The organism is Pseudacidovorax sp. NFM-22 (assembly GCF_021401245.1).
Classification (GTDB): Bacteria; Pseudomonadota; Gammaproteobacteria; order Burkholderiales; family Burkholderiaceae_C; genus Xenophilus.
The window spans coordinates 1067422-1093113 of record NZ_JACBFY010000001.1; the positions used below are offsets into that span (position 1 = coordinate 1067422).

The 25692-nt window shown below is 70.6% G+C and carries 22 protein-coding genes; 13 read left to right on the plus strand and 9 right to left on the minus strand.

Going from position 1 to position 25692, the window contains the following annotated elements; all coding sequences use genetic code 11:
* Positions 1–8 precede the first annotated feature (8 nt).
* From L0984_RS04830 to L0984_RS04845, 4 genes are read left to right on the plus strand one after another with little or no spacing between them, the layout of a single operon-like run.
* Positions 9–923 (plus strand): glycosyltransferase family 32 protein, encoded by a 915-nt coding sequence (locus L0984_RS04830; RefSeq protein ID WP_234192589.1) that lies wholly within the window; start codon positions 9–11, stop codon positions 921–923.
* Complete coding sequence (locus L0984_RS29925) at positions 920–2095, plus strand: glycosyltransferase family 4 protein (protein ID WP_234192590.1); 1176 nt, start codon at positions 920–922, stop codon at positions 2093–2095. The genes L0984_RS04830 and L0984_RS29925 overlap by 4 nt, the downstream gene beginning before the upstream one ends.
* Positions 2092–4668, plus strand: coding sequence for a glycosyltransferase (locus tag L0984_RS04840; RefSeq protein ID WP_234192591.1), 2577 nt, complete (start codon positions 2092–2094; stop codon positions 4666–4668). Before L0984_RS29925 ends, L0984_RS04840 begins: the two co-directional genes overlap by 4 nt.
* On the plus strand, positions 4665–6365 hold the full coding sequence (locus tag L0984_RS04845; RefSeq protein WP_234192592.1) for a hypothetical protein: 1701 nt from the start codon (positions 4665–4667) through the stop codon (positions 6363–6365). Before L0984_RS04840 ends, L0984_RS04845 begins: the two co-directional genes overlap by 4 nt.
* Here the strand turns inward: L0984_RS04845 and L0984_RS04850 are convergent.
* From L0984_RS04850 to pncB, 6 genes are all read right to left on the minus strand, one after another.
* On the minus strand, positions 6353–7702 hold the full coding sequence (locus tag L0984_RS04850; protein WP_234192593.1) for an amidohydrolase family protein: 1350 nt from the start codon (positions 7700–7702) through the stop codon (positions 6353–6355). The genes L0984_RS04845 and L0984_RS04850 overlap by 13 nt on opposite strands.
* Positions 7703–7850: 148 nt before the next feature.
* On the minus strand, positions 7851–9032 hold the full coding sequence (locus tag L0984_RS04855) for an MFS transporter (RefSeq protein ID WP_234192594.1): 1182 nt from the start codon (positions 9030–9032) through the stop codon (positions 7851–7853).
* Complete coding sequence (gene rmuC, locus L0984_RS04860) at positions 9029–10414, minus strand: DNA recombination protein RmuC (protein ID WP_234192595.1); 1386 nt, start codon at positions 10412–10414, stop codon at positions 9029–9031. Before rmuC ends, L0984_RS04855 begins: the two co-directional genes overlap by 4 nt.
* The gene (locus L0984_RS04865; RefSeq protein WP_234192596.1) at positions 10411–11406 is read right to left on the minus strand and encodes a 2-hydroxyacid dehydrogenase; all 996 of its coding nucleotides are present in this window, start codon (positions 11404–11406) and stop codon (positions 10411–10413) included. Before L0984_RS04865 ends, rmuC begins: the two co-directional genes overlap by 4 nt.
* A 62-nt stretch (positions 11407–11468) precedes the next feature.
* Positions 11469–12851, minus strand: a complete 1383-nt coding sequence (locus tag L0984_RS04870; protein WP_234192597.1) for a sodium:proton antiporter — start codon at positions 12849–12851, stop codon at positions 11469–11471.
* A 53-nt stretch (positions 12852–12904) separates the two neighbouring features.
* Entirely contained in the window at positions 12905–14122 is a 1218-nt protein-coding gene (pncB, locus tag L0984_RS04875; RefSeq protein ID WP_234192598.1) for a nicotinate phosphoribosyltransferase, read from the minus strand.
* Between the two features lie 211 nt (positions 14123–14333).
* On the opposite strand from pncB, the gene L0984_RS04880 reads away from it, so the two are divergent.
* On the plus strand, positions 14334–14567 hold the full coding sequence (locus L0984_RS04880) for a CsbD family protein (protein WP_017758917.1): 234 nt from the start codon (positions 14334–14336) through the stop codon (positions 14565–14567).
* Between the two features lie 68 nt (positions 14568–14635).
* Complete coding sequence (locus tag L0984_RS04885) at positions 14636–15046, plus strand: hypothetical protein (RefSeq protein ID WP_234192599.1); 411 nt, start codon at positions 14636–14638, stop codon at positions 15044–15046.
* A gap of 109 nt (positions 15047–15155) precedes the next feature.
* Here L0984_RS04885 and L0984_RS04890 read toward each other — a convergent pair whose 3' ends face one another.
* Complete coding sequence (locus L0984_RS04890) at positions 15156–15593, minus strand: acyl-CoA thioesterase (protein ID WP_234192600.1); 438 nt, start codon at positions 15591–15593, stop codon at positions 15156–15158.
* A 162-nt stretch (positions 15594–15755) separates the two neighbouring features.
* Here L0984_RS04890 and L0984_RS04895 point away from each other — a divergent pair, with 162 nt between their 5' ends.
* The 5 genes from L0984_RS04895 (at position 15756) to L0984_RS04915 (ending at position 23390) form a co-directional block, all read left to right on the plus strand.
* Positions 15756–16313, plus strand: a complete 558-nt coding sequence (locus L0984_RS04895; RefSeq protein WP_017760046.1) for a phasin family protein — start codon at positions 15756–15758, stop codon at positions 16311–16313.
* 135 nt (positions 16314–16448) lie between these two features.
* Positions 16449–17207: a 3-hydroxyacyl-CoA dehydrogenase gene (locus L0984_RS04900; RefSeq protein WP_234192601.1), complete on the plus strand. Its 759-nt coding sequence runs from the start codon at positions 16449–16451 to the stop codon at positions 17205–17207.
* 101 nt (positions 17208–17308) lie between these two features.
* Positions 17309–19228, plus strand: coding sequence for a DNA primase (dnaG, locus tag L0984_RS04905; protein WP_234192602.1), 1920 nt, complete (start codon positions 17309–17311; stop codon positions 19226–19228).
* A gap of 345 nt (positions 19229–19573) precedes the next feature.
* Positions 19574–21979 (plus strand): RNA polymerase sigma factor RpoD, encoded by a 2406-nt coding sequence (gene rpoD / locus L0984_RS04910; protein WP_234192603.1) that lies wholly within the window; start codon positions 19574–19576, stop codon positions 21977–21979.
* A 136-nt stretch (positions 21980–22115) separates the two neighbouring features.
* Positions 22116–23390: a multidrug effflux MFS transporter gene (locus L0984_RS04915; protein WP_234192604.1), complete on the plus strand. Its 1275-nt coding sequence runs from the start codon at positions 22116–22118 to the stop codon at positions 23388–23390.
* Between the two features lie 51 nt (positions 23391–23441).
* Here L0984_RS04915 and aroQ read toward each other — a convergent pair whose 3' ends face one another.
* Complete coding sequence (gene aroQ, locus L0984_RS04920; protein WP_234192605.1) at positions 23442–23891, minus strand: type II 3-dehydroquinate dehydratase; 450 nt, start codon at positions 23889–23891, stop codon at positions 23442–23444.
* A 166-nt stretch (positions 23892–24057) separates the two neighbouring features.
* A complete protein-coding gene (locus tag L0984_RS04925; protein ID WP_170159402.1) occupies positions 24058–24459 on the minus strand; it encodes a PaaI family thioesterase in 402 nt (133 codons plus the stop codon).
* Between the two features lie 194 nt (positions 24460–24653).
* Between L0984_RS04925 and L0984_RS04930 the strand changes: the two genes are divergently transcribed.
* Entirely contained in the window at positions 24654–25241 is a 588-nt protein-coding gene (locus L0984_RS04930; RefSeq protein WP_234192606.1) for a DM13 domain-containing protein, read from the plus strand.
* Positions 25238–25687, plus strand: a complete 450-nt coding sequence (locus tag L0984_RS04935; RefSeq protein WP_234192607.1) for a TfoX/Sxy family protein — start codon at positions 25238–25240, stop codon at positions 25685–25687. The genes L0984_RS04930 and L0984_RS04935 overlap by 4 nt, the downstream gene beginning before the upstream one ends.
* Positions 25688–25692 lie beyond the last annotated feature (5 nt).

Below are 25692 nucleotides of genomic sequence, written 5' to 3' on the forward strand. Positions count from 1 at the left end.
CAGCCACCTTGACCGCCACTTCGCCTCCCGCGCCGGCGCGCCCCGCGCGCATCCCCAACACCTACCACTTCGTCTTCGGCCTGCGGCCGCAGACCGAGCCCTTCCACCTGCTGCACTACCTGTGCCTGGCCTCGTGCCTGCAGGTCAACCGGCCGGACCGCGTGGTGGTGCACCTGCACAACCAGCCGCACGGGCCGCTGTGGGAGCGCATCCGCCCGCGCATCGAGGTGCAGCAGATTCCCGAGCACGAGCTGCGCATCGACCTGAACTACCAGGACGACTACATCCGGCGCTTCGCCTACGCGCATGTGTCCGACTTCATCCGGCTGCGCGTGCTGCATGAGCAGGGCGGCATCTATGCGGACATGGACACCCTGTTCGTGGCGCCGCCGCCGGCCGCGCTGTTCGACGAATCCTGCGTGATGGGCCATGAGCGCGTCGACGTGGGCGCGCCCTCCTCGCCCGAGGGCTCGCTGTGCAATGCGCTGATCATGGCCGAGCCCGGCTCGCCCTTCGTGCAGACCTGGATCGAGCGCATGCCGGGCGCCTTCGACGGCAGCTGGAGCAACCACTCCACCTTCCTTCCGTACCGGCTCAGCCGCGAGTTCCCCGAATGGATCCGCGTCGAGCCGGAAAGCCGCTTCTTCTCGCTCGACTGGACGCGCGATGGCATCGCCGGCCTGTTCGAGCAGGACCGCACGCTGCCGCCGGACGCCACCAGCCTGCACCTGTGGGCGCACCTCTGGTGGGACGCGGACCGGCGCGACATGTCCGACTTCGACCACACGCAGCTCACGCCCGAGTACGTGGCGCGGGCACGCACCACCTACGCCCGCCTGGCACGGCCGCACCTGCCGCCCGGCCTCGCGCCGTCGGCCCTGGGCCGGTGGCTGCGCCGCCTGCGGGGGCCGAGGGCCTCGTGAGCGACGCGCAGGCCCCGCGCGGCCGGGCCGTCCTGCTGACCCATGTGCTGCCCGACCCGCAGGGCGTGGGCCTGATGCGCCGGGGCTGGCGCTGGGCCTGCGAGCTGGCAGCCACGCATGCACTCGACATCGTGCTGGTGACCCGCCATGCCGAGGCGCCCGTGCCGCGCACGCCGCTGCCCGGCCGGCTGCATGTGGTGCACTGCACCGGCCCCGCCCTGGCCCCGCGCGCGCTGGCGGACTGGTTCGAGCCAGACGCGGGCGCCGCCGCGGCGCTGGCTGCGCTGCCCGGCCCGACGCCGGTGCGCGTGCTCGTCTTCCGCTTCTACATGCACGACCTGGCGGCGCATCTGCCTGCCGCCTGGCGCGCCGTCGCCGAGATGGACTGCGACGACTGGGAGTCGGCCACGCGCCGCAGCCTGGCCGGCCTGGCCCTGCGCCACGGCCGCTGGCGTGCCGCGGCGCAGGGCCTGCTGCAGGCGCGGCGCTACGCCCGGCTGGAGCGGCAACTGCTGCCCGCCTACCGCACCGTCCATCTCTCCGCCTTCGAGGACGCCGCCCGCGTGGCGCGCCTTCCGGGCATGCGCGAGGTGCGCGCCAGCCCCAACCGGCTGGTGCCCGACCCGGGGCCCGACCTGCCACCACCGCCGAAGGACGGGCGCACGCTGCTCTTCGTGGGCGCGCTGTTCTATCCGCCCAACGAGGATGCGCTGCTGTGGTTCGCCCGCGCCGTGCTGCCCCGCCTTCGGCGGCGGGTGCCCGATGTGCAGGTCGTCGCCGCCGGGCGGGCCGAGGCGTCGTTGTGCCAGCAGTTGGCGGCGCACGGCATCGCCTACGCGCACGAGCCCGCCGACCTGCGGCCGCTGTACGCCCAGGCCACGGCCGTCATCGCGCCGGTGCGCGGCGGCGGCGGCACCAAGCTGAAGGTGCTGGAGGCCTGGCAGTACGGACGGCCCGTGGTGGCCACCCCCCATGCCGCCCGCGGGCTGGCGGTCGAGCCCGGCCGCCACCTGCTCGTGGCCGACCGCGCGGACCGCTTTGCGCGGCACTGCGCCGCTCTGCTGACCAACCCCGCGCTGGCCGAGCGCCTGGCGCGCGAGGCCGGGCGCCTGCTGCGTGCCGAGTACTGCCTCGCGCCGCCCTCCTCCCTCTCCTGCCCTGCGCCCGAATGACGCAGCAAGCCGCCTTGCCCGACACCCGCCCGACCGCCGCCCCGGCCGCGGCCCGACCGCCCCTGCTCATCCTCTCGGTCGCCACCGGCTACGGCGGCGCCGAGCGCAACATCGAGACCCTGCTGCCCTTGCTCCTGGCCGAACGGCCGGTGACGGTCTTTGCCTGCAACCCGCTGCACCTGCAGCGGTTGCGGCAGCTCGCGCATCCCGGGCTGGAGATCCACGCGGTGGACGGCGGCCGCGAAGACTTCGCAGACAGCGCCGCCCGGCTGCTGGTGCGGCGCTTCCTGGCGCTGCGGCCCTCGGCCATCCTGAGCAACACGATGGACTCGCTGCGCATCCTGGCGCGGGCTGCCGGCTGGCTGCCCGGGCTGGACGCCATCGCCTGCGTCGCCGTGCACGACTTCCTGTGGTTCGACCATGCGCAGCTGCTGCCCCAGGTGCCCCGGGCCACGCTGCTGGTGCCCGACCGCGCGGTGCTCGAAAAACCCGACTACCTCGCCCGCCATGTCTGGCCTCACGGCCCCATGCGGGCGCTGGTCATGCCCAACCCGGCCGACATTCCGCCGGCGCCCGCGACCACGCTGGCGGCCGACGCGCCCTTCCTGCACCTGGCCACGGTCAATCCCTTCAAGGGCCATGCCCTGCTGGTGCAGGCCGCCGCGCTGCTGGGGCCGCGCTGCCCGGACCTGCGCATCGCATCGGTGGGCCACCGGCCGATCCCCGAGCTGTACCGCGCACTGCAGGCACAGATGGCCGAGGCCGGCGCCGCCCCCACCCTGGCCCTGCACGACCATGTGGACGATCCGTCGACGCTGCTGCGCGGGGCGCGGGCCGTGCTCGTCACCTCGGTCTCGGCCCATGGCGGACCGGAGACCTTCGGCCGCTCGATCATCGAGGCCTGGGCCCAGGGCCGGCCCGTCATCGCCTTTGCGTGCGGCGCGCCGGCGCAGCTGATCCGGCACGAGGTCGACGGCCTGCTCGTCGACGAAGGCGACGTGGCGGGCCTGGCCGCCGCCGTCGAGCGGCTGCACCGCGATCCCGCCCTGGCCGACCGGCTGGGGAAGGCCGGGCGCGAGCGGGCCCGGCGCGACTTCGCCACGCCCCGGGTGCTGGCCCAGCTCACGGCCGTGCTGGACGGCGCCTGGTGCCCCCGCCCCCATGCGCCCCCGGCCGGCGCCGGCCGGCCCGGCCCGGGGCTGCTGTTCGACGTCTCCGTCAGCCTCGAAAAGGGCTGGCACTCGCCCGTGGGCATCTCGCGGGTGGAGCACCACACCGGCGATCTGCTGGCCGCGCAGCCCGTGCCCGTTCAGCTGGTGCGTCGCGGTGCGGACGACGGCGGCTACCGGCGGCTCACGGGGCAGGAGCTGGAGTTTCTGGCCAACACGCCCGACGGCATCGGCCGGCTGGCCGCCGCCGAGCTGGCCGCCACGCCGCTGCCACCGCCGCGCGTGCCGCAATCGGTGGGGCGCAGCTTGCGCGCGCTGGGCGCTTTCCAGGGCGGCAGGGCGCGCCTGCGCCGGCTGGCGAACAGCCGCCTCGGCCGCTGGCTGCATGGCCGTGCCAGCGCCAACGTGCGCCTCGCTCCCGTCGGCGCCGGGCCTTTCGGGCCGGGCCCGGGCGATGTGCTGCTGAGCGTCTCCAACCCCTGGGACTATGTCGGCACCCCGGTCTTCCAGGCGCTGCGCCGACGCGGCGTGCGCGTGGTGCTGGCCGTGCACGACCTGATGGTGTGGGACGCGCCGCAGTGGACCGCCGGCCGCGATCCGCGCCAGTACACGGCCGACATGCTGGGCGTCATCGCCGAGGCGGACCAGTTGGTGGCCGTCTCGCGCCACACGGCGGGCCAGGTGCAGCGCGCGATGGCGGAGGCGGGCCGCGCCGCGCCGCCCCTGCGCGTGGCAGCCCCCGCCGGCCTGGACACCGGCCCCGCACGGCCAGGCGCGCCGCCGCCGGGCCTGGACCTGGACCGGCCCTTCGTCCTGTACTGCTCCACCCTCGAGATCCGCAAGAACCACATCCTGCTGCTGCATGTGTGGGAGCAGCTGCGGCAGCGGCTGCCGGCCGGGCGCCTGCCGATGCTGGTGCTCGCCGGCCGCTGGGGCTGGGGCGTGGACGCCGCCCGGCTGGCGGTGGAGCGCAACTGGCGGCTGGCGCCGGATGTGCGCGTGGTGGAGTCGCCGCGCGACGAGCATCTGCAGTGGCTGTACCGGCATGCCCGCTTCGCCGTCTTCCCCTCCTTCACCGAAGGCTTCGGCCTGCCGGTGGCCGAGAGCCTGGCGGCGGGCACGCCGGTGGTGCTGTCGGACCATCCGGCCATCGTGGAAGCCTCGGCCGGCCTGATGCCCGCGCTCGACCCGGACGACGGGCCCGCCTGGCGCCGCGAGATCGAGCGCCTGTGCATGGACGATGCCTACTTGGCCCAGCTGCGCGCCCGGGCCCGCGCGTACCGCGCCGCGCCGGCGGACGGCCTGCCGCGCGCCCTGCTCGACGCCACCGGACTGATGCCGGGCCGGCCCACCGAGGTCGCGGAACGGTCGGCCCCCCAGGAAGCGGCGGTGCTGTGGCCATGAACACCTCCTCGGCCGATCCGAACGAAGCCCACCGGCCGGGCGACACGCAGGAGGCAGCACGGCCCGCCCAGGCCCTGCGCGCGGCCCTGCAGCATCTGCAAGGCCGCCTGCAGGCGCAGGAAGCGCAACTCGACCTGCACCGCCGCGAACTCGACGCGCGGGCGGCCGAACTGGCCGAACGCCACACCGCACTGGCCGACCGGCAGGCCGAGGTGGCCCGTCTGAACGAGGAACTGGCCCGACGGGACGCAGAGATTGCAGGCCTGCGCCATGCCGCCGCACTGGCGGCCGCCCGGCAGCCCTTCGCCCGCCGCGTGCTGCGCCGGCTGGCGCGCGACCTTCGCCGGCTGCTGCGCCACGCGGTCCCCGCCCCGGCGGCGGTCGCTCCTGCCGCTGCACCGGCCGCCACGCCAGCGGTGGCGCCTCCACCGCCCACCGAACAGGCCGCGCCGGCCCCCGTGCAGGACTACCGCACCCGCATGCGGGCGTGGCGCGCCTCGGGGCGGCTTGCGGCGGTGCGCACGGTGGCGCTCGTCGCCCCCGCCCTGTGGCAGGGCACCGCCTCGGCCGTGGCGGCCGTGCTGGAGGCCCTGTCGCTGCATTGCACGGTGCACGCGGCCATGCCGGCCGATTTCACCGACGACCTGTACCTGGTGCTGGACCCGCGCGCCTTCACGGTGCTGCCGCCGGCCGACCGGCGCATCCTGTGGCAGGTGCCGGACGAGCAAGGGCTGGCTGGCGAGGCCGCCCCCTTGCTGGCCCGGCTGCAGGAATCGCTTGCGGTGTTCGAGGCCGTGCAGCCGCGCATCGCCGACCTGCTGGCCGACGGGCTGGTGCAGCACCAGATCTTCCATGTGCCATTGCCGCCGGCCGCCACGGCCCTGACGGCCGCGCTGGACGACCGCACACCCTTCGGCCTGCCGCACCTGCTGGCCCGGGCACTGCATGGCTGTGGCGTGCTGGACGACGCCACCTTCGAGACCGCCACCGCCGGCACCCGCCTGGACGGCGAGGCCGTGGTGCTCTGCCTGCCCGAGGCGCCGGAGCGCTTCGCCCATGCCCGCGAAAGCCTGCGCCACGGCGCCGTGCTCTTTCCCGGACTGCGCCATGTGGACGGCTGGAAGGGCACGGCGCTCAGCTACCGCGACCTGGCGCGCCGCACGCTGCGGGCCGGGCGCGACAGGCTGCTGGTGTGGGAGGACGACGCCCGGCTGCCGACGGACTTCGACACCCGCCTGCCCGCGCTGCTGGCACAGCTGGATGCGCACCCCGAGCGCTGGGACCTGTTCTCGGGCCTGCTCACCGACCTCTCGCCCCAGGCCCGGGTGCTGGACGTGCAGCCCGACGGCAGCGACCTGCTCATCCGGCTCGACTCGGTGATCGGCATGGTCTTCGGCCTCTACGGCCCGCGGGCGCTGCGGGCCCTGGCCGACTACCGCTTCGAGGGCGAGGACGTGATGAAGAACACCATCGACCGCTACCTCGAAGCGCTGGGCCTGCGCTGCTGCACGCTCTTCCCGCCCCTGGTGGGACATGACGACCACCTCGCCTCCACGCTGTGGGCGCCCAACGGCGTGCGCTTTGCCAGCAATGCCTCCATGAACGCCATGATCGACCGCAGCCAGCTGCGGCTGCTGTCGAAGGTGGCGGACTTCCTGGACGGCGGCAGTGCGCCGCCGGCGCCTCAGCGCCAGTAGTCGCGCCCCTGCGCGCCCCAGAGCGCGCGCGAAGCCGCCTCGGCCTCGGCGCAGACGGTGTCCATGTCCACTTTGGTGGGCAGGCCGTCCTCCACCAGCAGCTCGCCCTGCACCGCCACATGGCGCACGTCCCGGCCCTGGCCGCAGTGCACCAGCGCGCCCAGCGGATTCACATGCGGCCGCAGGTGCGGGCGGCGGCCGTCGACGACCACGAAGTCGGCCGACTTGCCCACGGCCAGGCTGCCGATCTCGGCCTCCAGGCCCAGCGCCCGGGCACCGCCCATGGTGGCCATGTCGAAGACATGGTGCGGCTGCCAGCCGTCGTCGACGCCGCCTTGCTGCACCCGGGCCGTGGCCAGCGCCCAGCGCATCAGTTCGACCATGTCGCCATGCTGCGTGTCGGTGGCCAGTGCCATGTTGACGCCCGCGCGCTGGAGCATGGGGGTGGGCGCCAGCCGGCCCGAGGCGGCGTTGCACTTGGGGATGTGCACCGCATGCGCGCCGGCCTCGGCCATGCGGGCGGCATCGGCCTCGCTCACGTAGATGCAGTGGCCGCCCATCAACCGCTCGTTGAGCAGGCCGGTGTCGGCCAGCACCTCGGTGGAACTGCGGCCGGTGCGCGCGCGCACGCGCTCGACCTCCACCTTGCTCTGGCCCAGGTGGGTGCTGACGCGCAGGCCGCGCGCCGCGGCGGCCTCGCCCACCTCGCGCAGGAAGGCGTCGGAGCAGGTGTCCACCGCATGGGCCGCCAGGTTGACGTGCACCCGCGGATGGCCCTGCCAGCGATCGTGCAGCGCCAGCCCGGCTCCCAGCGTGGCCTGGCCGATGGCGGCGCTGTGCTGCCAGTCGCCATGGGCCACGCGCGCGAAGTCCACATCGTGGATGCGCCAGCTGGGCGCCAGCCGCAGGCCCAGCTCGACCATGGCCTCGGTGCAGACGTCGGCATGCACGAAGTTGTCGCCCACCAGGGTGGAGCCGGCCAGCAGCGCCTCCAGCGCGCCCAGGCGGGCCAGGGCGCGGGCCTGCGCTTCGTCGACCTGCGTGCCCTTGGGAATGCCCGGCGTGTACGAGGGTGCGAAGCCCAGGTCGGCCGCCACGCCGCGCACCATGCTGAGGATGCTGTGGGTGTGCACGTTGACGAAGCCGGGCGTCACGAAATGGTCGGCCAGGTGCAGCGTGCGGTCGGCGGTGTACTGCGCGGGGGGCTGGGCATCCAGCCAGGCGATGCGGCCATCCCGCACGCCGAGGGCGGCGCCGCGGATCTCGGGGCGGGCGGGGTCGGCCGTCAGCGCGATGGCGTCGAGCAGCAGCAGGTCGAAGTGGAGGGGTTCGGTCATGGGCACTTTCGGGCCGGTTTGGTGCACCGGCGGGAGGAATGCCGAAGCGCAAGCAATCGACGTGCCATTTTGTATCCAATCTCCGCCCGGTTTGTGGACATTCAGGCCGCGGCGGCCCGGCTCGTGCCCTTGCCAGTCGCGCTGGCGCTCAGCCGCGGTGCTCGTCGGGCGCCTGCAGCCCCCGCACGGCCGGCGTGCCCACCGCCATCACCGCGCCCACCACCCAGAACACGCCGGCCACGCCGATCAGCGCGCCCAGCGAGCCGAAGAGCAGCGGCATCACCACGCTCGACGCATTGATGGTCATGAGTCGCAGGCCCAGCGCCTCGCCCTGGCGGTGGTGCGGCGTGATCTGGTGCAGCATGCTCATCACCATGGGCTGCACGGCGCCGAGCGCGAAGCCCAGCAGCACGGAGCAGGCCCCCATCGCCCACGGATCGCGCAGCAGCGGGTAGAGCGCGAACACGGCCAGCACCACCAGGTTGGAGGTCAGGATCACCTGCCGCTCGGTGGCCCGGGCCGCCAGCACCGGCAGCAGCATGCGCACCAGCGCCGCCGCAATGGCGAAGCCGCCCAGCAGCGTGCCGATGACCGAGGCGCCCAGCCCCCGCTCGTGGCCCAGCAGCGGCAGCACGAAGGCATGCACGTCCCAGCTGCAGGACTGCATCCAGTTGACGAACAGCAGCCGCCGGAACATGGGCTCGCGCAGCAGGTCCCAGGCGCGGGTGCCGGGCGCATGCACGGCGGGCGCGGCCGAGGGCGCTTCCCGCGTGGGCCGCACCAGCATCCAGCACGCCAGCGGCAGCGTCGCCAGGAAGGCGAAGCAGATCGCGTAGGCCCGCGCATCGCCGGCCGTGCTGCCGGCATGGTCGATCAGCAGGCCGGCCGCGAAGGGTCCGAAGAAGTTGGCGCCGGCCGGCGCGATGGCCAGCCAGCTGAACACCTGCCGCAGCTGCGCCGTGCCCTGCGCCGCGCGGCCCACGTGCCGCTGCAGCGCGATGACCGTCGCGCCCGTGGCGCCACCGGTGAGCAGCGCCGACACGCACATGGCCGGAAAGGCGGGCCACAGCAGCGGAAGCAGCGCGCCGACGAAGGCGGCGGTCACCGCCATCGCCATCGGCCGCTTGAGGCCGTGCCGGTCCACGTAGCGGCCGGCCGGCAGGGCCAGGAAGACCTGCGTCAGCGCGAACAGCGCGATCAGCACGCCCACAGAGGCCGCACCATGCCCTTGCTGCAGCGCCAGCAGCGGCGCGGCCAGCCGGATGCCGGCCATGGTGGCATGCAGGCAGACCTGCGCCGCGATCAGTCGCCCGAGTTCGGCGCCGCTCACGGGGCGCCGCCCTCCTCGGGCTCGGCCTCGTCGGCCGCCGCCTCCGCCACCGTCGGCAGCAGCTGCTGCGCCTGCGCATCGGGCAGGGCCTCGACGCTGCGCAGCTTGCGCGTCAGCACATTGGTGCGGGTCTGCGTCTGGTCCAGCGTGTTGAGCACGGTCTGGGTCTGGCGCTTGACCTTGTCCAGCACCTCGCCGAACTTCATGAACTCGGTCTTCACGGCGCCCAGCACCTGCCAGACCTCGCTGCTGCGCTTTTCGAGCGCCAGGGTGCGAAAGCCCATCTGCAGCGAATTGAGCATGGCCAGCAGCGTGGTCGGGCCGGCCAGCGTCACGCGGTGGTCGCGCTGCAGCGCCTCCATCAGGCCCGGGCGGCGCAGCACTTCGGCATACAGGCCTTCGGTGGGCAGGAAGAGGATCGCGAAGTCGGTGGTGTGCGGCGGGCACACGTACTTCTCGTGGATGCCGCGGGCCTCCAGGCGGATGCGCGTCTCCAGCGCCTTGGCCGCCACCTCCACCGCCAGCGCGTCGGCGCGCTGCTGGGCATCGAGCAGGCGCTCGTAGTCCTCGTTGGGAAACTTCGCGTCGATGGGCAGCCACACCGGCGTGCCGTCGCTGCTGCGGCCCGGCAGGCGGATGGCGAAGTCCACCACCTGGCGCGACTCCGGATGGGTGGCGACCTGGGCCGCGTACTGCTCGGGCGCGAGCACCTGCTCCAGCAGCGCGGCCAGTTGGGCCTCGCCGAACATGCCGCGGGTCTTGACGTTGGTCAGCAGGTGCTTGAGGTCGCCCACGCCCTGCGCCAGCGTCTGCATCTCGCCCAGGCCCTTGTAGACCTGCTCCAGCCGCTCGGCCACCTGGCGGAAGCTCTCGCCCAGGCGGGCTTCGAGCGTGCTCTGCAGCTTCTCGTCCACCGTCTGGCGCATTTCCTCCAGCTTGGCGCTGTTGCTGGCCTGCAGCTGGGCGAGCTGCTGCTCCATGGTCGCGCGCACCTCGGCGATGCGGCGGGCATTGGATTCGCTCAGGCCCTGCAGCTGGCTGGTGAGCGTCTCGGCCAGCGCCTGGCGCAGCGTGCCGATCTGCTGCGCGAAGGCGTCGAGCTGCGCGTTCTGCGTGCGCGTGGCCTCGGCGCCCTGCGCCAGCAGCGTCTGCTGGAAGGTGGCGAGGGCGGCGGCGCTTTCCTGCCGGCCGGCGCGTGCGCTCTCGGCGATCTCGCGGCGCAGTGCGCGCTCGTTGCGCTCCAGCAGCGCCTGGATCGGGGCCGCCAGTTGCCCCACGTCGGGCTCGGCGGGCCGGCGCAGCAGCAGCACGGCCAGCAGAAGGAGGTTCAGCAGCCCCAGACCCAGCAGCAGCCAGTCCTGCAGCGTCATCGCATCCGTCATTGACCGAGCACCCGGCCCAGCACCTGCGGATTGACGGGCGTGCGCGGCTGGCCGGTGGTGAGGAAGGCGATCAGGTTGTCCACGGCCAGGTCGGCCATGGCCCGGCGGGTGGTGATCGTCGAACTGGCGATGTGGGGCGTGAGCACCACGTTGGGCACGGCGAGCAGGTCCGGATGCACCTTGGGCTCGCCCTCGAACACGTCGAGGCCGGCGGCGGCGATGCGCCGGTCCTTCAGCGCCTGGGCCAGGGCCACGTCGTCCACGATGCCGCCGCGGGCGATGTTGACCAGCGTGGCCGTCGGCTTCATCTGCGCCAGCTCGGCCGCGCCGATGCTGTGGTGGTTGGCGGGCGTGTAGGGCAGCACCAGCACCAGGTGGTCGGCGTTGCGCAGCAGCTCGTCCTTGGCGACATACGTCGCCTTGCATTCGGCCTCCAGCTCGGGCGAGAGGCGCGAGCGGTTGTGGTAGACCACCTTCATGCCGAAGCCATGCGCACCGCGGCGGGCGATGCCCTGGCCGATGCGGCCCATGCCCAGGATGCCCAGCGTGCTGCCGTGCACCTCGGCCCCGGCGAACATGTCGAAGGACCACTTGGTCCATTGGCCGGCGCGCAGGAAATGCTCGCTCTCGGTGATGCGGCGCGCCGTGGCCATCAGCAGCGCGAAGCCGAAGTCGGCCGTGGTCTCGGTCAGCACGTCGGGCGCATTGGTGCCCAGCACGCCGCGGGCCGTCATGGCGTCGACGTCGAAGTTGTTGAAGCCCACCGCCATGTTGGCGCAGATGCGCAGCTGCGGGCAGGCGTCGAGCACTTCGGCGTCGATGCGCTCGCTGCCGGTGGTGAAGACACCCACCTTGCCCTGCAGGCGGCGGATCAGCTCGGCCTTGGACCAGAGATCGTCGGCGGGATTGGCCTCGACCTCGAAATGCTCGGCGAGCCGCGCCACGGCTTCGGGAAAGACGGCGCGGGCGACGAGGACGGCGGGCTTGCTCATGGATGTTTCCGTTTTTCGAAAGAGCCGCCGATGCGGGTCGGCCGCCAACGGCCGCGCCCCGCTCAGCGGAAGAAGATGAAGGTGACGAGCACGAACAGCGGCAGCAGCACCGCGCCCGACCACGCCATGTAGCCGAAGAAGCTGGGCATGCGCACGCCGCGGTCCTCGGCGATGGCCTTGACCATGAGGTTGGGCGCGTTGCCGATGTAGCTGTTGGCGCCCATGAACACGGCACCGCCCGAGATGGCGGCCAGGGTCGCGGCATGGGTGGTCATGAGAGTGGCCGGGTCGCCACCCGCGGTGTTGAAGAACACCAGGTAGGTCGGCGCGTTGTCCAGGAAGGAGCTCAGCAGCCCCGTGGCCCAGAAGTACATCGCGGGCTCGGGCTGGCCGTCGGGCCGGGTCACGGCCGCCACCACGGCGCCGAAGGGCCCGGCGGTGCCGGCACGCAGCATGGCGATCACCGGCACGATGGTCAGGAAGATGCCGGCAAAGAGCTTGGCCACCTCCAGCATGGGGCCCCAGCCGAACTGGTTGGCCTCGTGCACCTCGCGCTTCGTCAGCGCCAGCGACAGCAGCGTCACGCCGACCAGGCCCACGTCGCGCACCAGCCCCGGCAGGCCCACGGGCGTGCCGGCGACATCGAACACCACCGGGCTCTTCCACAGGCCGCTCAGCAGCACCAGGCCCAGCACCACCGCCAGCAGCGCGAAGTTGACTTGGCCCTCGAAGCGCACGCCGCGCGTGTCGGGCGTGGGGTCGACGGGCATCACGCCTTCGTTGCGGTAATAGAAGCGGTCGAGCACGAAGAAGATCCCCAGCAGGCACAGCATGACGAAGGCCGTGTCGGGCAGCAGGTGCCAGGTGGTCCAGAAGAACTCGACGCCCTTGAGGAAGCCCAGGAACAGCGGCGGGTCGCCCAGCGGTGTGAGCGAACCGCCCACGTTGGAGACGATGAAGATGAAGAACACCACCACATGCGCCTTGTGCCTGCGGTTGTCGTTGGCACGGATGAGCGGGCGGATCAGCAGCATCGACGCGCCGGTGGTGCCCATGATGCTGGCCAGCACGCCGCCGATGGCCAGCAGCCCGGTGTTGAGCGCCGGCGAACCATGCAGGTTGCCGCGGATATGGATGCCACCCGCGACCGTGAACAGCGCCGTCAGCAGCACGATGAAGGGGATGTATTCGGCCAGCAGCGCATGCACCACCTGCGCGCCCGCGAGCGCCGGCCCGAAGACGGCCGCGAAAGGCAGCAGGAAGGCCAGCGCCCAGGCCGCCGCCACCTTGCCGAAATGGTGGTGCCAGAAGGTAGGCACCAGCAGCGGCATCAGTGCGATCGACAGCAGGATGCCCGCGAAGGGCAGGCCCCACAGCGGCGACAGGGCCGCACCATCGAACGTGGCAGCCTGCGAAAGCGCGGGGGCTGCCAGTGCAGCCCCCATGAAAGCCCGCGAGGGGCGGATCCGGCGAAGAAACGATGTCACGTTGGCGTTGGTCAAGGCGTGGCGGGTTGGGGAATCTCGAACACCTGGCGCAGGTAGGCGAGGTACTTCTCGTCGTCGCACATGCCCTTGCCCGGCGTGTCCGACAGCTTGGCGACCGGCTGGCCGTTGCAGCGGATCATCTTGATGACGATCTGCAGCGGCTCGTAGCCCAGGTCGTTGGTGAGGTTGGTGCCGATGCCGAAGGCCAGCTGGCAGCGGCCCCGGAACTGGCGGTAGAGCTCGATGGTGCGCGGCACCGTCAGGCCGTCGCTGAAGATCAGCGTCTTGGTGTGCGGATCGACCCGGTTGGCCACGTAGTGGGCAATCATGCGCTCGCCCCATTCGAAGGGGTCGCCGCTGTCGTGCCGGGCGCCATCGAAGAGCTTGCAGAAGTACAGGTCGAAGTCGCGCAGGAAGGCGCTCATGCCGTAGACGTCGGACAGCGCGATGCCCAGGTCGCCGCGGTATTCGCGGGCCCACATCTCGAAGCCGTAGATCTGGCTGTCGCGCAGCCGCGGGCCGAGGGCCTGACAGGCCTGCAGGTACTCGTGGGCCATGGTGCCCAGCGGAAGCAGGCCGAGCTTCATGGCGAACAGCACGTTGCTGGTGCCGGCGAACTGCGGCAGCCGCTCCGCAGCGCGCGGCTGCGGGCTCACGGCGCCCAGTTCGGCTGTCAGCGTCCGCAGCACCTCCTCGTGCCAGGTCTTGGAGAAGCGCCGGCGGGTGCCGTAGTCGGCGATCTTGAGGTCTTCCAGGCCCGCTTCCTTCAGCTGCCCGATCTTGGCCTGCAGGCGCTGGCGGCCTTCCTCCAGGTCGGGCTGCCGCTGCGTATTGCGGAAGTACACCTCGTTGACGATGGCCAGCACCGGGATCTCGAAGAGGATCGTGTGCAGCCAGGGGCCCTTGATATGGATGTCGAGTTCGCCGGTGGCCGCATCGGGCCCGATCTCGATGTACTTCTCGTTGAGCCGGAACAGGCCCAGGAAGTCGACGAAATCGCTCTTGATGAAGCGCATGGAGCGCAGGTAGGCCAGCTCGGCGTCCTTGAACTGCACGCTGCACAGGGCCCGCACCTCTTCGCGGATCTCGGCCGCGAAACGCGCCAGGTTCACACCCGGGTTGCGGCACTTGAAGCGGTACTCGACCTTGGCGCCCGGAAAGTGGTGCAGCACCACCTGCATCATCGTGAACTTGTACAGGTCGGTGTCGAGAAGGCTCTGGATGATCATGAAAACGGCTCGGCGCGGGGCGGCGCGGTTGTCTCCCCGGAAAGGCTGGCTTTCCGGCACCGGAAATGGTGGGACGGATTATCACGGCCATGGTGCGCCTGCGCCTACGAGCCATCCTTTGGGCGTCCTACCGGGACGGCACGGCACCCCCACCACAGTGCATAGCACGGCGGCACCGACAGGGCCCCGCAAGCAACCCAAAGGAGATCCCATGAACAAGGACATCATCGAAGGCAACTGGAAGCAGTTGAAGGGCAAGGTCAAGGAGCAATGGGGCAAGCTGACCGATGACGACTTCGACGTCGTGGCCGGCAAGCGCGACCAGCTGCTGGGCAAGATCCAGGAACGCCATGGCGTCAGCCGCGACGAAGCCGAGGCACAGGTCAAGGCCTGGGAAAGCGCCGAAGGCCGCACCCCCGCCGCCCTGTGGATGGAAAAGTACTGAGCGCGCTGCGCCAGTCCCTCCGAACCCGAACACCCGAATTTCAATCGTTGCCCAAGGAGCACCACACCATGAAGAAGACCGCACTCACCCTCGCCCTCGCCACCGGCTGCCTGTTCGGCGCCGTCCAGGCCAGCGCCATGACCAAGGACGAGTACAAGGCCGAGAAGGACAAGATCTCCGCCCAGTACAAGGCCGACAAGGCCCAGTGCGACACGCTGAAGGACAACGCCAAGGACGTGTGCGAGAAGGAAGCCAAGGGCAAGGAAAACATCGCCAAGGCCGAACTGGAGCAGTCCTACAAGCCGAGCAACAGCCACGCCAAGAAGGTTGCCGAGGCCAAGGCCGACGCTGCCTATGACGTGGCCAAGGAAAAGTGCGACGACATGAGCGGCGACGCCAAGAACGCCTGCCAGTCGCAAGCCAAGGCCGACCATGAAAAGGCCAAGGCCGACGTGAAGGCCATGACCGCCAAGAAGTAATTTGTCTCCTCGCGTTTGACGGAAGCGCTTTGGCGGCACCTTCGGGTGCCGCTTTTTTATGGGCGGTCCCGGGCGGGGCTGCCTTTCCGTCCTGAGGACGGACCGCCCGTCAGCGCAGGGTGTCGAGCACCGCCAGCAAGGCTGCGGACAAAGCCACCGGCCGCTGCGTGGCCCGATCGACATAGACATGCACGAAGTGGCCCTGGGCCGCAGCGGTCGGTGCCCCTTCGGCGAACAGTCCGACCTCGTAGCGCACGCTGCTGCTGCCCACGTGCGCCACGCGCACCCCGGCCTCGATGGTCTGGGGGAAGGCCAGCGGCGCGAAGTAGTTGCACTGCGTCTCGACCACGAAGCCGATGGTGCCGCCGTGGTGGATGTCGAGGGCGCCGCGCTCGATCAGCAGCGCGTTGACCGCCGTGTCGAACCAGCTGTAGTAGACGACGTTGTTGACGTGCCCATAGACGTCGTTGTCCATCCAGCGGGTGGTGATCGGACGGAAGGCGCGGTAATGGTCGCGCGGCTGGGGCGTGGGACGGGCGCTGCTCATGGGCGGCGATTCTGCCGGGCGCCCCGAATAGGGGCTGTCACCTAAAAATGCTGCATTGCAGCAAAACCCCTTGAGATCGCCTCCGGCCGCTGCCATACTTCATCCCATGTTGCAGCGCAGCAAACGCCGCAACCCCACTTCCACCACCTCCAGGAGCTCACCATGGCACTCACCGCCGACCAGATCATCGCCGCCCAGAAGGCCAACATCGACACGCTGTTCGGTCTGACGACCAAGGCCTTCGAAGGCATGGAAAAGCTCATCGAGCTGAACGTGACCGCCTCCAAGGCCGCCCTGAGCGAAGCCGCCGGCACCGCCCACGCCGTGCTGGGCGCCAAGGACGCGCAGGAACTGCTGGCCCTGCAGGCCAGCATGATGCAGCCGATGGCCGAGAAGACCGCCGCCTACAGCCGCCACCTGTACGACATCGCCCAGGGCACCAGCGCCGAATTCACCAAGGCCTTCGAGAGCAAGGCCGTGGAAGCCCAACAAGCCATGGTCGGCCTGATCGACAGCGCCGCCAAGAACGCCCCGGCCGGTTCCGAAACCGCCGTCGCCATGATGAAGAGCGCCGTGGCCGCCGCCAACAACGCCTTCGAATCCGTGCAGAAGGCCGTCAAGCAGGCCTCCGACGTGGCCGAAGCCAACTTCAACGCCGTCTCGACGCAGGCCATGAACGCCGCCAAGACCGCCACGAAGACGGCCACCGCCAAGCGCTGATTTCTTGCTGGTTGTCTCCTTGGGTCCTCACGGGATCCATTCGGCCCCGCCTCGGCGGGGCTTTTTTTCGTCCGCCGGCGCCAGCACGCCCGCTCCTATCATGGCGGTTTTGCCCGCAACAAGGAGACAGCATCCATGCAGATCAAGGACAGGGTTTTCATCGTCACCGGCGGCGCCTCGGGCCTGGGTGAAGGCACCGCGCGCATGCTGGCCGAGCACGGCGCCAAGGTCGTGATCGCCGACATGCAGGCGGACAAGGGCGAGGCCGTCGCCGCCGAGATCGGCGGGCGCTTCGTGCGCTGCGACGTGAGCCAGGAGGCCGACGGCCAGGCCGTGGTGGCCGCGGCGCTGGAACTCGGCAAGCTGGTCGGCCTGGTCAACTGCGCCGGCATCGCACCGGCCGAGAAGACCGTGGGCAAGAACGGCCCGCACGCCCTGGCCGTCTTCGAGAAGACGCTGCGCGTCAACCTGCTGGGCAGCTTCAACATGATCCGCCTCGCGGCCGACGCCATGGCGAAGAACGAGCCCGAGGCCACCGGCGAGCGCGGCGTGCTCATCTCCACCGCCAGCGTGGCCGCCTACGACGGCCAGATCGGCCAGGCCGCGTACAGCGCCAGCAAGGGCGGCGTCGTCGGCATGACGCTGCCCATCGCCCGCGACCTGGCGCGCAGCGGCATCCGCAACATGACCATCGCGCCCGGCATCTTCGGCACGCCCATGCTCTTCGGCATGCCGCAGGAGGTGCAGGACGCGCTGGCCGCCAGCGTGCCCTTCCCTTCGCGCCTGGGCACGCCGGCCGACTACGCCAAGCTGGCCCGGCACATCATCGAGAACGACATGCTCAACGGCGAGGTGATTCGCCTCGATGGCGCCATCCGTCTGGCGCCGCGCTGACCCTGCCCGAGCCGGGCTGAGGGCTTTTCACCGATACTTCCGCCTCGCCCGAGGGGGCGCCGTCCGCAGGGAGGCGCCCCTTTTTCGTTGGTTCTGCTCCCATGGCCATCCCCGAATCCTTCATCCAGGAACTGCTCGCCCGCACCGACATCGTCGAGATCGTCGGGCGCCATGTGCAGCTCAAGAAGGGCGGTGCCAACTTCATGGGGCTGTGTCCCTTCCACGGGGAAAAGTCGCCGTCCTTCTCGGTCAGCCCGACCAAGCAGTTCTATCACTGCTTCGGCTGCGGGGCCCATGGCGACGCGATCCGCTTCCTGATGGAGCACACGGGCGTGGGCTTTCGCGACGCTGTGCAGGACCTGGCCGGCCAGTACGGCCTGCAGGTGCCCGACGACGATCCGCTTTCGCCGGAGCAGAAGGCCCAGGTGGCCGCCCGCCGCGAGCGCCAGGCCACGCTCACCGACGTGCTGGAGAAGGCCGGCGACGCCTATCGCCGGCTGCTGCGCGATTCGCCGCGCGCCGTGGACTACCTCAAGCGCCGCGGTGTCTCGGGCGCCATCGCCAAGCGCTTCGGCCTGGGCTACGCGCCCGAAGGGTGGCGCACGCTGGCCAGCGTCTTTCCCGACTATGCCGACGCGCTGCTGGTCGAAAGCGGCCTGGTGATCGCCAGCGACGAGGGCGAGGACGGCAAGCGCTACGACCGTTTCCGCGACCGGGTGATGTTCCCGATCCGCAACGTCAAGGGCGAATGCATCGGCTTCGGCGGCCGGGTGCTGGGCGACGAGAAGCCCAAGTACCTCAACTCGCCGGAGACGCCGGTCTTCAGCAAGGGCCGCGAGCTCTACGGCCTGTTCGAAGCCCGCACCGCCCTGCGCGACCACGGCTACGCGCTGGTCACCGAGGGCTACATGGACGTGGTGGCGCTGGCCCAGCTTGGCTTTCCGAATGCGGTGGCGACGCTGGGCACGGCCTGCACGGACGACCATGTGCACAAGCTGTTCCGCTTCACCGATTCGGTGGTCTTCAGCTTCGACGGCGATGCCGCCGGGCGCCGCGCGGCCCGCAAGGCGCTGGAGGCTGCCCTGCCCCACGCCACCGATGTGCGCAGCGTCAAGTTCCTCTTCCTGCCCGAGGAGCACGACCCCGACAGCTTCATCCGCGAGAACGGCGAGGAAGGCTTCGCCCGCGCCGTGGCGCAGGCCGTGCCGCTCAGCCGCTTTCTGCTCGAAGCCGCGCGCGAAGGCTGCGAGCTGGGCAGCGCCGAAGGCCGCGCCCGCATGGCGAGCCAGGCGCGGCCCCTGTGGCAGGCGCTGCCCGAAGGCGCGCTGCGCCAGCAGTTGCTGGCCGAGATCGCCCAGGCCGCGCATCTGGAGCCGAGCGGCCTTCAGGCCCTGTGGGCCGGGCAGACGCCGCCGCCCTCGCCCGCCGCCTCCCGCGACGAGCACGAGCCGCACGACTTCCATGGCGAGCCGATGCCACCGGCCTGGGACGACGGCACGCCGCCGGCGCAGCCGCGCTGGTCGTCGCAGCGCCGCGGCAAGCGGCCCTTCCCTTCTGCCCCGCCTCGCCCCACGGGCCCGCGCCCCAAGCCGGCCAGCCGCGCGGACCATGCCGCGCGCCTGATGCTGGAGCGGTTGGCGGCCTGGGAGCATCTTTCCGGCGAGGAACATGCCCTGCTGTGCAGCCTGCCGCCGCCGCACGGCCCGCTGTTCGCCTGGCTGGAAAGCTGCCTGCACGAATACGGCCCCCTGGAATGGCCGCAATTGCGCGCCGACATGGCGGGCCAGGCTTTCGAGGACCTCGCGGTGCGCCTGATGGCCGGACCGGCCGGTACCGCCTCCGATGCCGAGTGGGACGCCGAACTGCGCGACCTGCTCGACCGCATGCTGATCGAGCAGCTCAAGACGCAGGAAACCGAGGCCATCGCCGCCGCCGGCCGCGATCCGCAGGCGCTGACGCGCTACCGCGAGTTGCTGACGCGGCGCCTTGCGCTCGAGAAGAAGCAGCGCGCCGGCAGCTGAGCCGCCCACCGGTCCGATTCCCGCCAGCGGTCCTGAAAGCCACGCCGCTCCTGCAGTCAATCCCCCGCAGACCGCGTAGGAATTGATTGACAAAGGTATAATCCACGGCTCGTCTCGGCAAGAGCGACAGCAGCACCTCCGGACCCTGGCCTACCGATGCCCCCGTGCACGACCGGCCTCCTTTCTTCCGCAAGGGCTTGCATTCCAAATGTTCGCCCCCCCATCTTGCCTGGCGTGTCGGTCGCGCGGTCCCCGCGTCCTCACCGGCACTCTCTCGCCGCGCCGGCCTGACGGCGCCTGTTGATTCAATTTCTTTCTGTGGGTCCTCACGGGCCCTGGGGTCCTATGCCTGCTCAAAAGTCCGGAAAGACGACGACAACCGCCGCCGCCAAGCCCGCTGCCAAGACCAAAACCTCGGCCGCCGTGGTCGCGCCTGTGAAGGCGACCACCACCACCCCGGCCAGCAAGTCCGCCACGAAAGCCCAGTCAGTGCCCGCCACGAAGTCCCCTGCCAAAGCCGAGAAGGCCACCGAAGAACTGAAGAAGACGACCGCCAAGGCCGCCGCTGCCGCCACGGCCGACGAGATCGCCGTGCCCGCCAAGAAGAAGCCGGGCCGCCCGCCCAAGGCCGCCGCCGACAAGGAAGGCGCCACCACCGGCGCCAAGCGCGGCCGCAAGCCCAAGGCCGCCGCGGCCGAGGCCAAGGACGTCGAGGAGGACTTCTCCGACGTCGAGGCCGAATTCGCCGAGGAAGAGACGCCCGAGCCCGAGGCGGCCACTACGGCCACGGTCGAGAAGGCCAAGCCGCTGCGCATGAAGATCAGCAAGGCGAAGGAACGCGCCTTGATGAAGGAATTCGGCCTGGACGAGACCGTCCTGTCCGAAGAGGACATGGCCAAGCGCCGCCAGCGCCTGAAGACGCTGATCACGCTGGGCAAGACCCGCGGTTACCTGACCCAGGGCGAGATCTCCGACCACCTGCCCGACAAGCTGGTCGACGCCGAGACCATGGAAGTCGTGGTCACCATGCTCAACGACCTGGGCGTGGCGGTGTACGAGACGACGCCCGACGCCGAGACGCTGTTCCAGAACAACGTCACGCCCACGGCCGCCACCGTCGAAGAGGCCGAGGAAGAAGCCGAAGCCGCCCTGTCCACCGTGGACAGCGAATTCGGCCGCACCACCGACCCCGTGCGCATGTACATGCGCGAGATGGGCACGGTCGAACTGCTGACGCGCGAGGGCGAGATCGAGATCGCCAAGCGCATCGAAGGCGGCCTGCAGGACATGATGGCCGCCATCAGCGCCTCGCCGGCCACCATCGCCGAGATCCTGCGCATGGCCGCGGACATCCGTGAGGGCAAGGTCGTCATCTCCACCGTGGTGGACGGCTTCTCCAACCCGAACGAGGCCGACGACTACGTGGCCGAGGAAGACTTCGACGAGTTCGACGCCGAGGACGACGACGACGGCAACGGCGGCTCCAAGGCGCTGACCAAGAAGCTCGAAGAGATGAAGAACGAGGCGCTGTCGCGCTTCGACAGCATCGCCTCGCTGTTCGAGAAGATCCACAAGATCTACGACAAGGAAGGCTACGGCACACCGGCCTACCAGAAGGCCCAGCAGTCCCTGTCGGAACAGCTGATGACCATCCGCTTCACCGCGCGGACCATCGAGAAGCTGTGCGACATGCTGCGCGGCACGGTGGAAGACGTGCGCAAGAAGGAGCGCGAGCTGCGCCGCATCATCGTGGAGAAGTGCGGCTATCCGCAGGAAGACTTCATCCGCGACTTCGGCGGCATCGACAAGAACGGCAACCGCGTGCAGTCGAACCTGCTGAACCTGCAGTGGATCGAGAAGCAGTCGGCCGCCGGCAAGCCCTGGAGCGCCGTCATGCAGCGCAACATCCCGCCGGTGCAGGAGCTGCAGCAGCAGCTGACCGACATCCAGTCGCGCGTGGTGGTGCCGCTGACCGAGCTCAAGGAGATCAACCGCCGCATGAACGCCGGCGAGAAGTCCTCGCGCGACGCCAAGAAGGAGATGATCGAGGCCAACCTGCGCCTGGTGATCTCCATCGCGAAGAAGTACACCAACCGCGGCCTGCAGTTCCTGGACCTGATCCAGGAAGGCAACATCGGCCTGATGAAGGCGGTGGACAAGTTCGAATACCGCCGCGGCTACAAGTTCTCGACCTATGCGACGTGGTGGATCCGCCAGGCCATCACCCGCTCGATCGCCGACCAGGCGCGGACCATCCGCATCCCGGTGCACATGATCGAGACGATCAACAAGATGAACCGCATCAGCCGCCAGCACTTGCAGGAGTTCGGCTTCGAGCCCGATGCGTCCATCCTGGCCGAGCGCATGGAGATCCCCGAGGACAAGATCCGCAAGATCATGAAGATCGCCAAGGAGCCGATCTCCATGGAGACGCCGATCGGCGACGACGACGATTCGCACCTGGGCGATTTCATCGAGGACACCAACAACACCGCGCCGATCGAAGCCGCCATGCAGGCCGGCCTGCGCGATGTGGTCAAGGACATCCTCGATTCGCTCACCCCGCGCGAGGCCAAGGTGCTGCGCATGCGCTTCGGCATCGAGATGTCCACCGACCACACGCTGGAAGAAGTGGGCAAGCAGTTCGACGTGACCCGCGAGCGCATCCGCCAGATCGAGGCCAAGGCGCTGCGCAAGCTCAAGCACCCGAGCCGCTCGGACAAGCTGCGTTCGTTCATCGACACGCTGTAAGCGCGTCCGACGCTCTCCGCTGACGCGGCGCCCACGGCCTTCGAAGGCCGGGGCGCCGTTTTCATTGGCCGCCCTCGCAAGGTGCGAGCGGCGCGCCGCCTTGCCCCCGCAGGCAGACAGAAGGAATGAGACACGCATGAATCCCGATGCCAACCAACTCTGGCGCGCACCGCGCTGGGCCCTGGCCATCCTGCTGGCGGTGCTGGGCATGCTCGGGCCCTTCTCCATCGACACCTACATCCCGGCCTTCTCGGGCATCGCGCGCTCCATCGGCGCGACGCCCACGGAGATGCAGCAGACGCTGTCGGCCTACCTGTTCGGCTTCGCCTTCATGAACCTGTTCCACGGCGCGCTGTCGGACAGCTTCGGCCGCCGCCCCGTGGTGCTGTGGGGCCTGCTAGTGTTCACGCTGGCCTCGCTGGGCTGTGCGCTGTCGCAGACCATCGGGCAACTGGTGTTCTTCCGCGCGCTGCAGGGCCTGTCGACCGGCGCGGGCATCGTGGTCTCGCGGGCCGTGGTGCGCGACATGTTCCCGCCCGCCGACGCGCAGAAGGTGATGGCGCAGATCACCATCTACTTCGGCCTGGCGCCGGCCATCGCGCCGATCATCGGCGGCTTCCTGTTCGTGCATGCGGGCTGGCACAGCATCTTCTGGTTCCTCGTGGCCGTGGGCATCGTGCTGCTGGCGGCCAACTGGAAGCTGCTGCCCGAGACCCTGCACACCAGCCAGCGCCAGCCCTTCGCGGTGCGCGACCTGATGCGCGGGTACTGGCAGCTGTGCTCCGATCCGCGCTTCCTGCTGCTGGCGCTGGCCAGCGGCGTGCCCTTCAACGGGCTCTTCCTCTACGTGCTGGCGGCGCCGGCCTTCCTGGGCGACCACCTGGGCCTCGCGCCGACGCAGTTCTTCTGGTTCTTCATCCTCAACATCGGCGGCGTCATGCTCGGCGCCTGGGCCAGCGGCCGCATGGCGGGCAAGGCCAGGCCCAAGCGTCAGATCCGCGATGGCTTCGTGGTGATGCTGCTGACCTCGGTGGTCAATGTCGTCGCCAATGCCCTGCTGGTGCCGCAGGCCTGGTGGGCGCTGTGGCCGCTGGCGGTGTTCGGCTTCGGCTGGGCGCTGATGGTGCCGGTGGTGACGCTGCTGGTGCTGGACCTGCATCCCGCGCGCCGCGGCATGGCCTCGTCGCTACAGGCGGTGATCGGCTCCACCGCAAACGGCATCGTGGCCGGCCTGATCGCGCCCCTGGTCATGCATTCGCCGATGGCGATGGCGCTGGCCTCGCTGCTCATGATGGGCGTGGGCCTGGTCGCCTGGACATGGCTGCACCACCGCTGGCCCGAGATCGGCCGTGACACCACGACGGTGGCCGAGACGCTGCCTGTGGAAGCGACGACGAAACTGGAATCCTGAGGGCGCAGCAGCGGCAGTAGCGGCCGGCGCCCCCTTGCGTCGGTCCGTTGATCAGCTGCTGACGCGCACCAGGGCCTCGATGGCCAGGGGATAGCCCTTCACACCCAGGCCCACGATGATCCCGCGCGCCGCGGGCGAGATGTAGGAATGGTGGCGGAAGGATTCGCGTGCATGCACGTTGGAGATGTGCAGCTCGATCAGCGGCACGCTGGCGCCCTTGATGGCGTCGTGCAGCGCGATCGACGTGTGGGTGTAGGCGCCCGGGTTCATCACCACGCCCAGCATGCGGCCCGCGGCCACCTCGCGGCCGGCCTCGTGGATCCAGTCGATCAGCACGCCTTCGTGGTTGGACTGGCGGCATTCGATCTCCACGCCCAGCGCGGTGCCCGCCTCGGCGCACATCCGCTCGACGTCCGCCAGGGTTTCGTGGCCGTATTGCGCGGGCTCGCGCGTGCCCAGCAGGTTGAGGTTGGGGCCGTTGAGGACGAGGATCTTCTTCATGCGAGGTCTCCGGACGATGCGCCGTGGAAAAAGGTGCGCATCTTAAAAGGCGGCCGGGGGCGCAATGCCCGTCGATCAAGCCGTCCGCCCTGAGCCTGGCCGGCCCGGCCATTCCATGCCGTGCCCTGCTCCGCCTGCACGCCAGCAGGAGCGATGCGCCCCCCCCTCAGCCGCGGGGCCGCAGCAGCTTGCCGGTGGACGACGCGCGCGCCAGCAGGCGCCCGGCCTCGTCGAACAACTCGGCCTCCAGGAAGACCACGCTGCCGCCCCAGCGGATCACCCGCGCTTCGGCCTCCACGGGCGCCACGCGCACGGCCTCCAGGAAGCTGGTCTTGATCTCCAGCGAGGCCAGGCCCACGCCCCGCTCGCGCGAGAAGACGGCGAAGGCCATGGCGTTGTCCAGCCATGCGGTGACGAAGCCGCCCTGCACCACGGTGCCTTCGGTGTGGGCGAACTCGGCGCGCGGCGCGAAGCGCACCCGTGCGCGGCCTTGCGGGTCGCTGGTCAGCAGGCGCTCGAAGCCGATGGCACGGAGCAGAGGCTGGGTGTGGATTTCGATGTCGGTCATGGATCGCAGGGAGTGCAACGGCGCGCGGCGCAGCATAGCCGCCGCCTGCAGCGCCGCATGTCGCCCGCTTGCCTGGCGGACCGGAGCGGGTGCGCAGCCGGATGGTCAGGGCCCCGCAGGAGGCGTTGCATAGAATCGCCCGCCATCCGCGCGCGGCGCCACGCCGCGTCCCGCCCGCGCTTCGCTTTCCCCGCATGATTCCTCCCGTCCCGCCGCCGCGTACCGGCGCGCGCCGCCTTTCCGTCCGCCTCCTGACCCATGGCCTCGCCCTGCTCGTGGGCCTGGTGCTCGGCACGGGCCTGGGCATCTACTGGCTGCCCATCCTGATCGCACCACCCGCGCCCAGCGATGCGCAAGTCGGCATGGTGGCCGCGCAGGCCGCCTACAAGGTGGAGATGCGCGGCGACCTCAAGGGCAACGACCTGCTGCACTGGGCCCGCGGCGAACTGACGGTGGGCCCCTGGGCCATCGCCCTTCGCGGCTCGGTGGCGCCGGGCCCGGACTACCGGCTCTACCTCTCGCCCACCTTCGTGCAGAGCGCGGAGGAATTCGAGCAGCACCGCAGCGAGATGGTGCAGGTCGGCCAGGTGCGCACCTTCGACAACTTCATCGTCACGCTGCCGGCCACCGTGGACATCGGCAGCCACACGACGGTGGTGATCTGGTGCGAGGCCTTCGGCAAGTTCATCGGCGCCGCCCGCTACCGCGACCCGGACGCGGCACCCGCGGCCCCGGCCGCGGCCGGGGCCACGGCCGCGCCAGCGGCCCGGCAGACCCCATGACCGAGCGCCCGGCCCGCCCCCGCCAACCGGGAGCGCCGGGCCGCGCGCCCAGCCTGTTCGTTCAGAGCCTGCACGAGGTGCTGGCGCCGCTGGGCCGCATCGAGGCCCGCCGGATGTTCGGCGGCCACGGCCTCTACCACGAGGGCGTGATGCTGGCGCTGGTGCTGCGGGACACGCTCTACCTCAAGGCCGACGCGATCAGCCAGGCCCAGTTCGACGCGCTGGGCCTGCCCGCCTTCAGCTACCAGCGCGAGGGGCGGCCCGCCACCCTCACCTCCTTCCGGCAGGCGCCGGAATCGATCTTCGACGATCCGGAACAGGCCCTGCACTGGGGCCGGCTCGCCTACGAGGCGGCGCTGCGTGTCCACCAGGCCAAGCCGGCGCGCGCGCGCCGGGCGGTGGGCGCTTCCGCCTCTCCGGCCGCGCCCCGCAAGACCAAGCGCTGACGCGG

What these genes read in the sequence shown, in the direction of transcription:
- L0984_RS04840 (WP_234192591.1), top strand. Translation starts at nt 2,092, where the DNA reads ATGACGCAGCAAGCCGCCTTGCCCGACACCCGCCCGACCGCCGCCCCG.
- L0984_RS04845 (WP_234192592.1), top strand. Translation starts at nt 4,665, where the DNA reads ATGAACACCTCCTCGGCCGATCCGAACGAAGCCCACCGGCCGGGCGAC.
- L0984_RS04850 (WP_234192593.1), bottom strand. Translation starts at nt 7,702, where the DNA reads ATGACCGAACCCCTCCACTTCGACCTGCTGCTGCTCGACGCCATCGCG.
- rmuC (WP_234192595.1), bottom strand. Translation starts at nt 10,414, where the DNA reads ATGACGGATGCGATGACGCTGCAGGACTGGCTGCTGCTGGGTCTGGGG.
- L0984_RS04865 (WP_234192596.1), bottom strand. Translation starts at nt 11,406, where the DNA reads ATGAGCAAGCCCGCCGTCCTCGTCGCCCGCGCCGTCTTTCCCGAAGCC.
- L0984_RS04870 (WP_234192597.1), bottom strand. Translation starts at nt 12,851, where the DNA reads ATGGGGGCTGCACTGGCAGCCCCCGCGCTTTCGCAGGCTGCCACGTTC.
- pncB (WP_234192598.1), bottom strand. Translation starts at nt 14,122, where the DNA reads ATGATCATCCAGAGCCTTCTCGACACCGACCTGTACAAGTTCACGATG.
- L0984_RS04880 (WP_017758917.1), top strand. Translation starts at nt 14,334, where the DNA reads ATGAACAAGGACATCATCGAAGGCAACTGGAAGCAGTTGAAGGGCAAG.
- L0984_RS04885 (WP_234192599.1), top strand. Translation starts at nt 14,636, where the DNA reads ATGAAGAAGACCGCACTCACCCTCGCCCTCGCCACCGGCTGCCTGTTC.
- L0984_RS04890 (WP_234192600.1), bottom strand. Translation starts at nt 15,593, where the DNA reads ATGAGCAGCGCCCGTCCCACGCCCCAGCCGCGCGACCATTACCGCGCC.
- L0984_RS04895 (WP_017760046.1), top strand. Translation starts at nt 15,756, where the DNA reads ATGGCACTCACCGCCGACCAGATCATCGCCGCCCAGAAGGCCAACATC.
- L0984_RS04900 (WP_234192601.1), top strand. Translation starts at nt 16,449, where the DNA reads ATGCAGATCAAGGACAGGGTTTTCATCGTCACCGGCGGCGCCTCGGGC.
- dnaG (WP_234192602.1), top strand. Translation starts at nt 17,309, where the DNA reads ATGGCCATCCCCGAATCCTTCATCCAGGAACTGCTCGCCCGCACCGAC.
- rpoD (WP_234192603.1), top strand. Translation starts at nt 19,574, where the DNA reads ATGCCTGCTCAAAAGTCCGGAAAGACGACGACAACCGCCGCCGCCAAG.
- L0984_RS04915 (WP_234192604.1), top strand. Translation starts at nt 22,116, where the DNA reads ATGAATCCCGATGCCAACCAACTCTGGCGCGCACCGCGCTGGGCCCTG.
- aroQ (WP_234192605.1), bottom strand. Translation starts at nt 23,891, where the DNA reads ATGAAGAAGATCCTCGTCCTCAACGGCCCCAACCTCAACCTGCTGGGC.
- L0984_RS04925 (WP_170159402.1), bottom strand. Translation starts at nt 24,459, where the DNA reads ATGACCGACATCGAAATCCACACCCAGCCTCTGCTCCGTGCCATCGGC.
- L0984_RS04930 (WP_234192606.1), top strand. Translation starts at nt 24,654, where the DNA reads ATGATTCCTCCCGTCCCGCCGCCGCGTACCGGCGCGCGCCGCCTTTCC.
- L0984_RS04935 (WP_234192607.1), top strand. Translation starts at nt 25,238, where the DNA reads ATGACCGAGCGCCCGGCCCGCCCCCGCCAACCGGGAGCGCCGGGCCGC.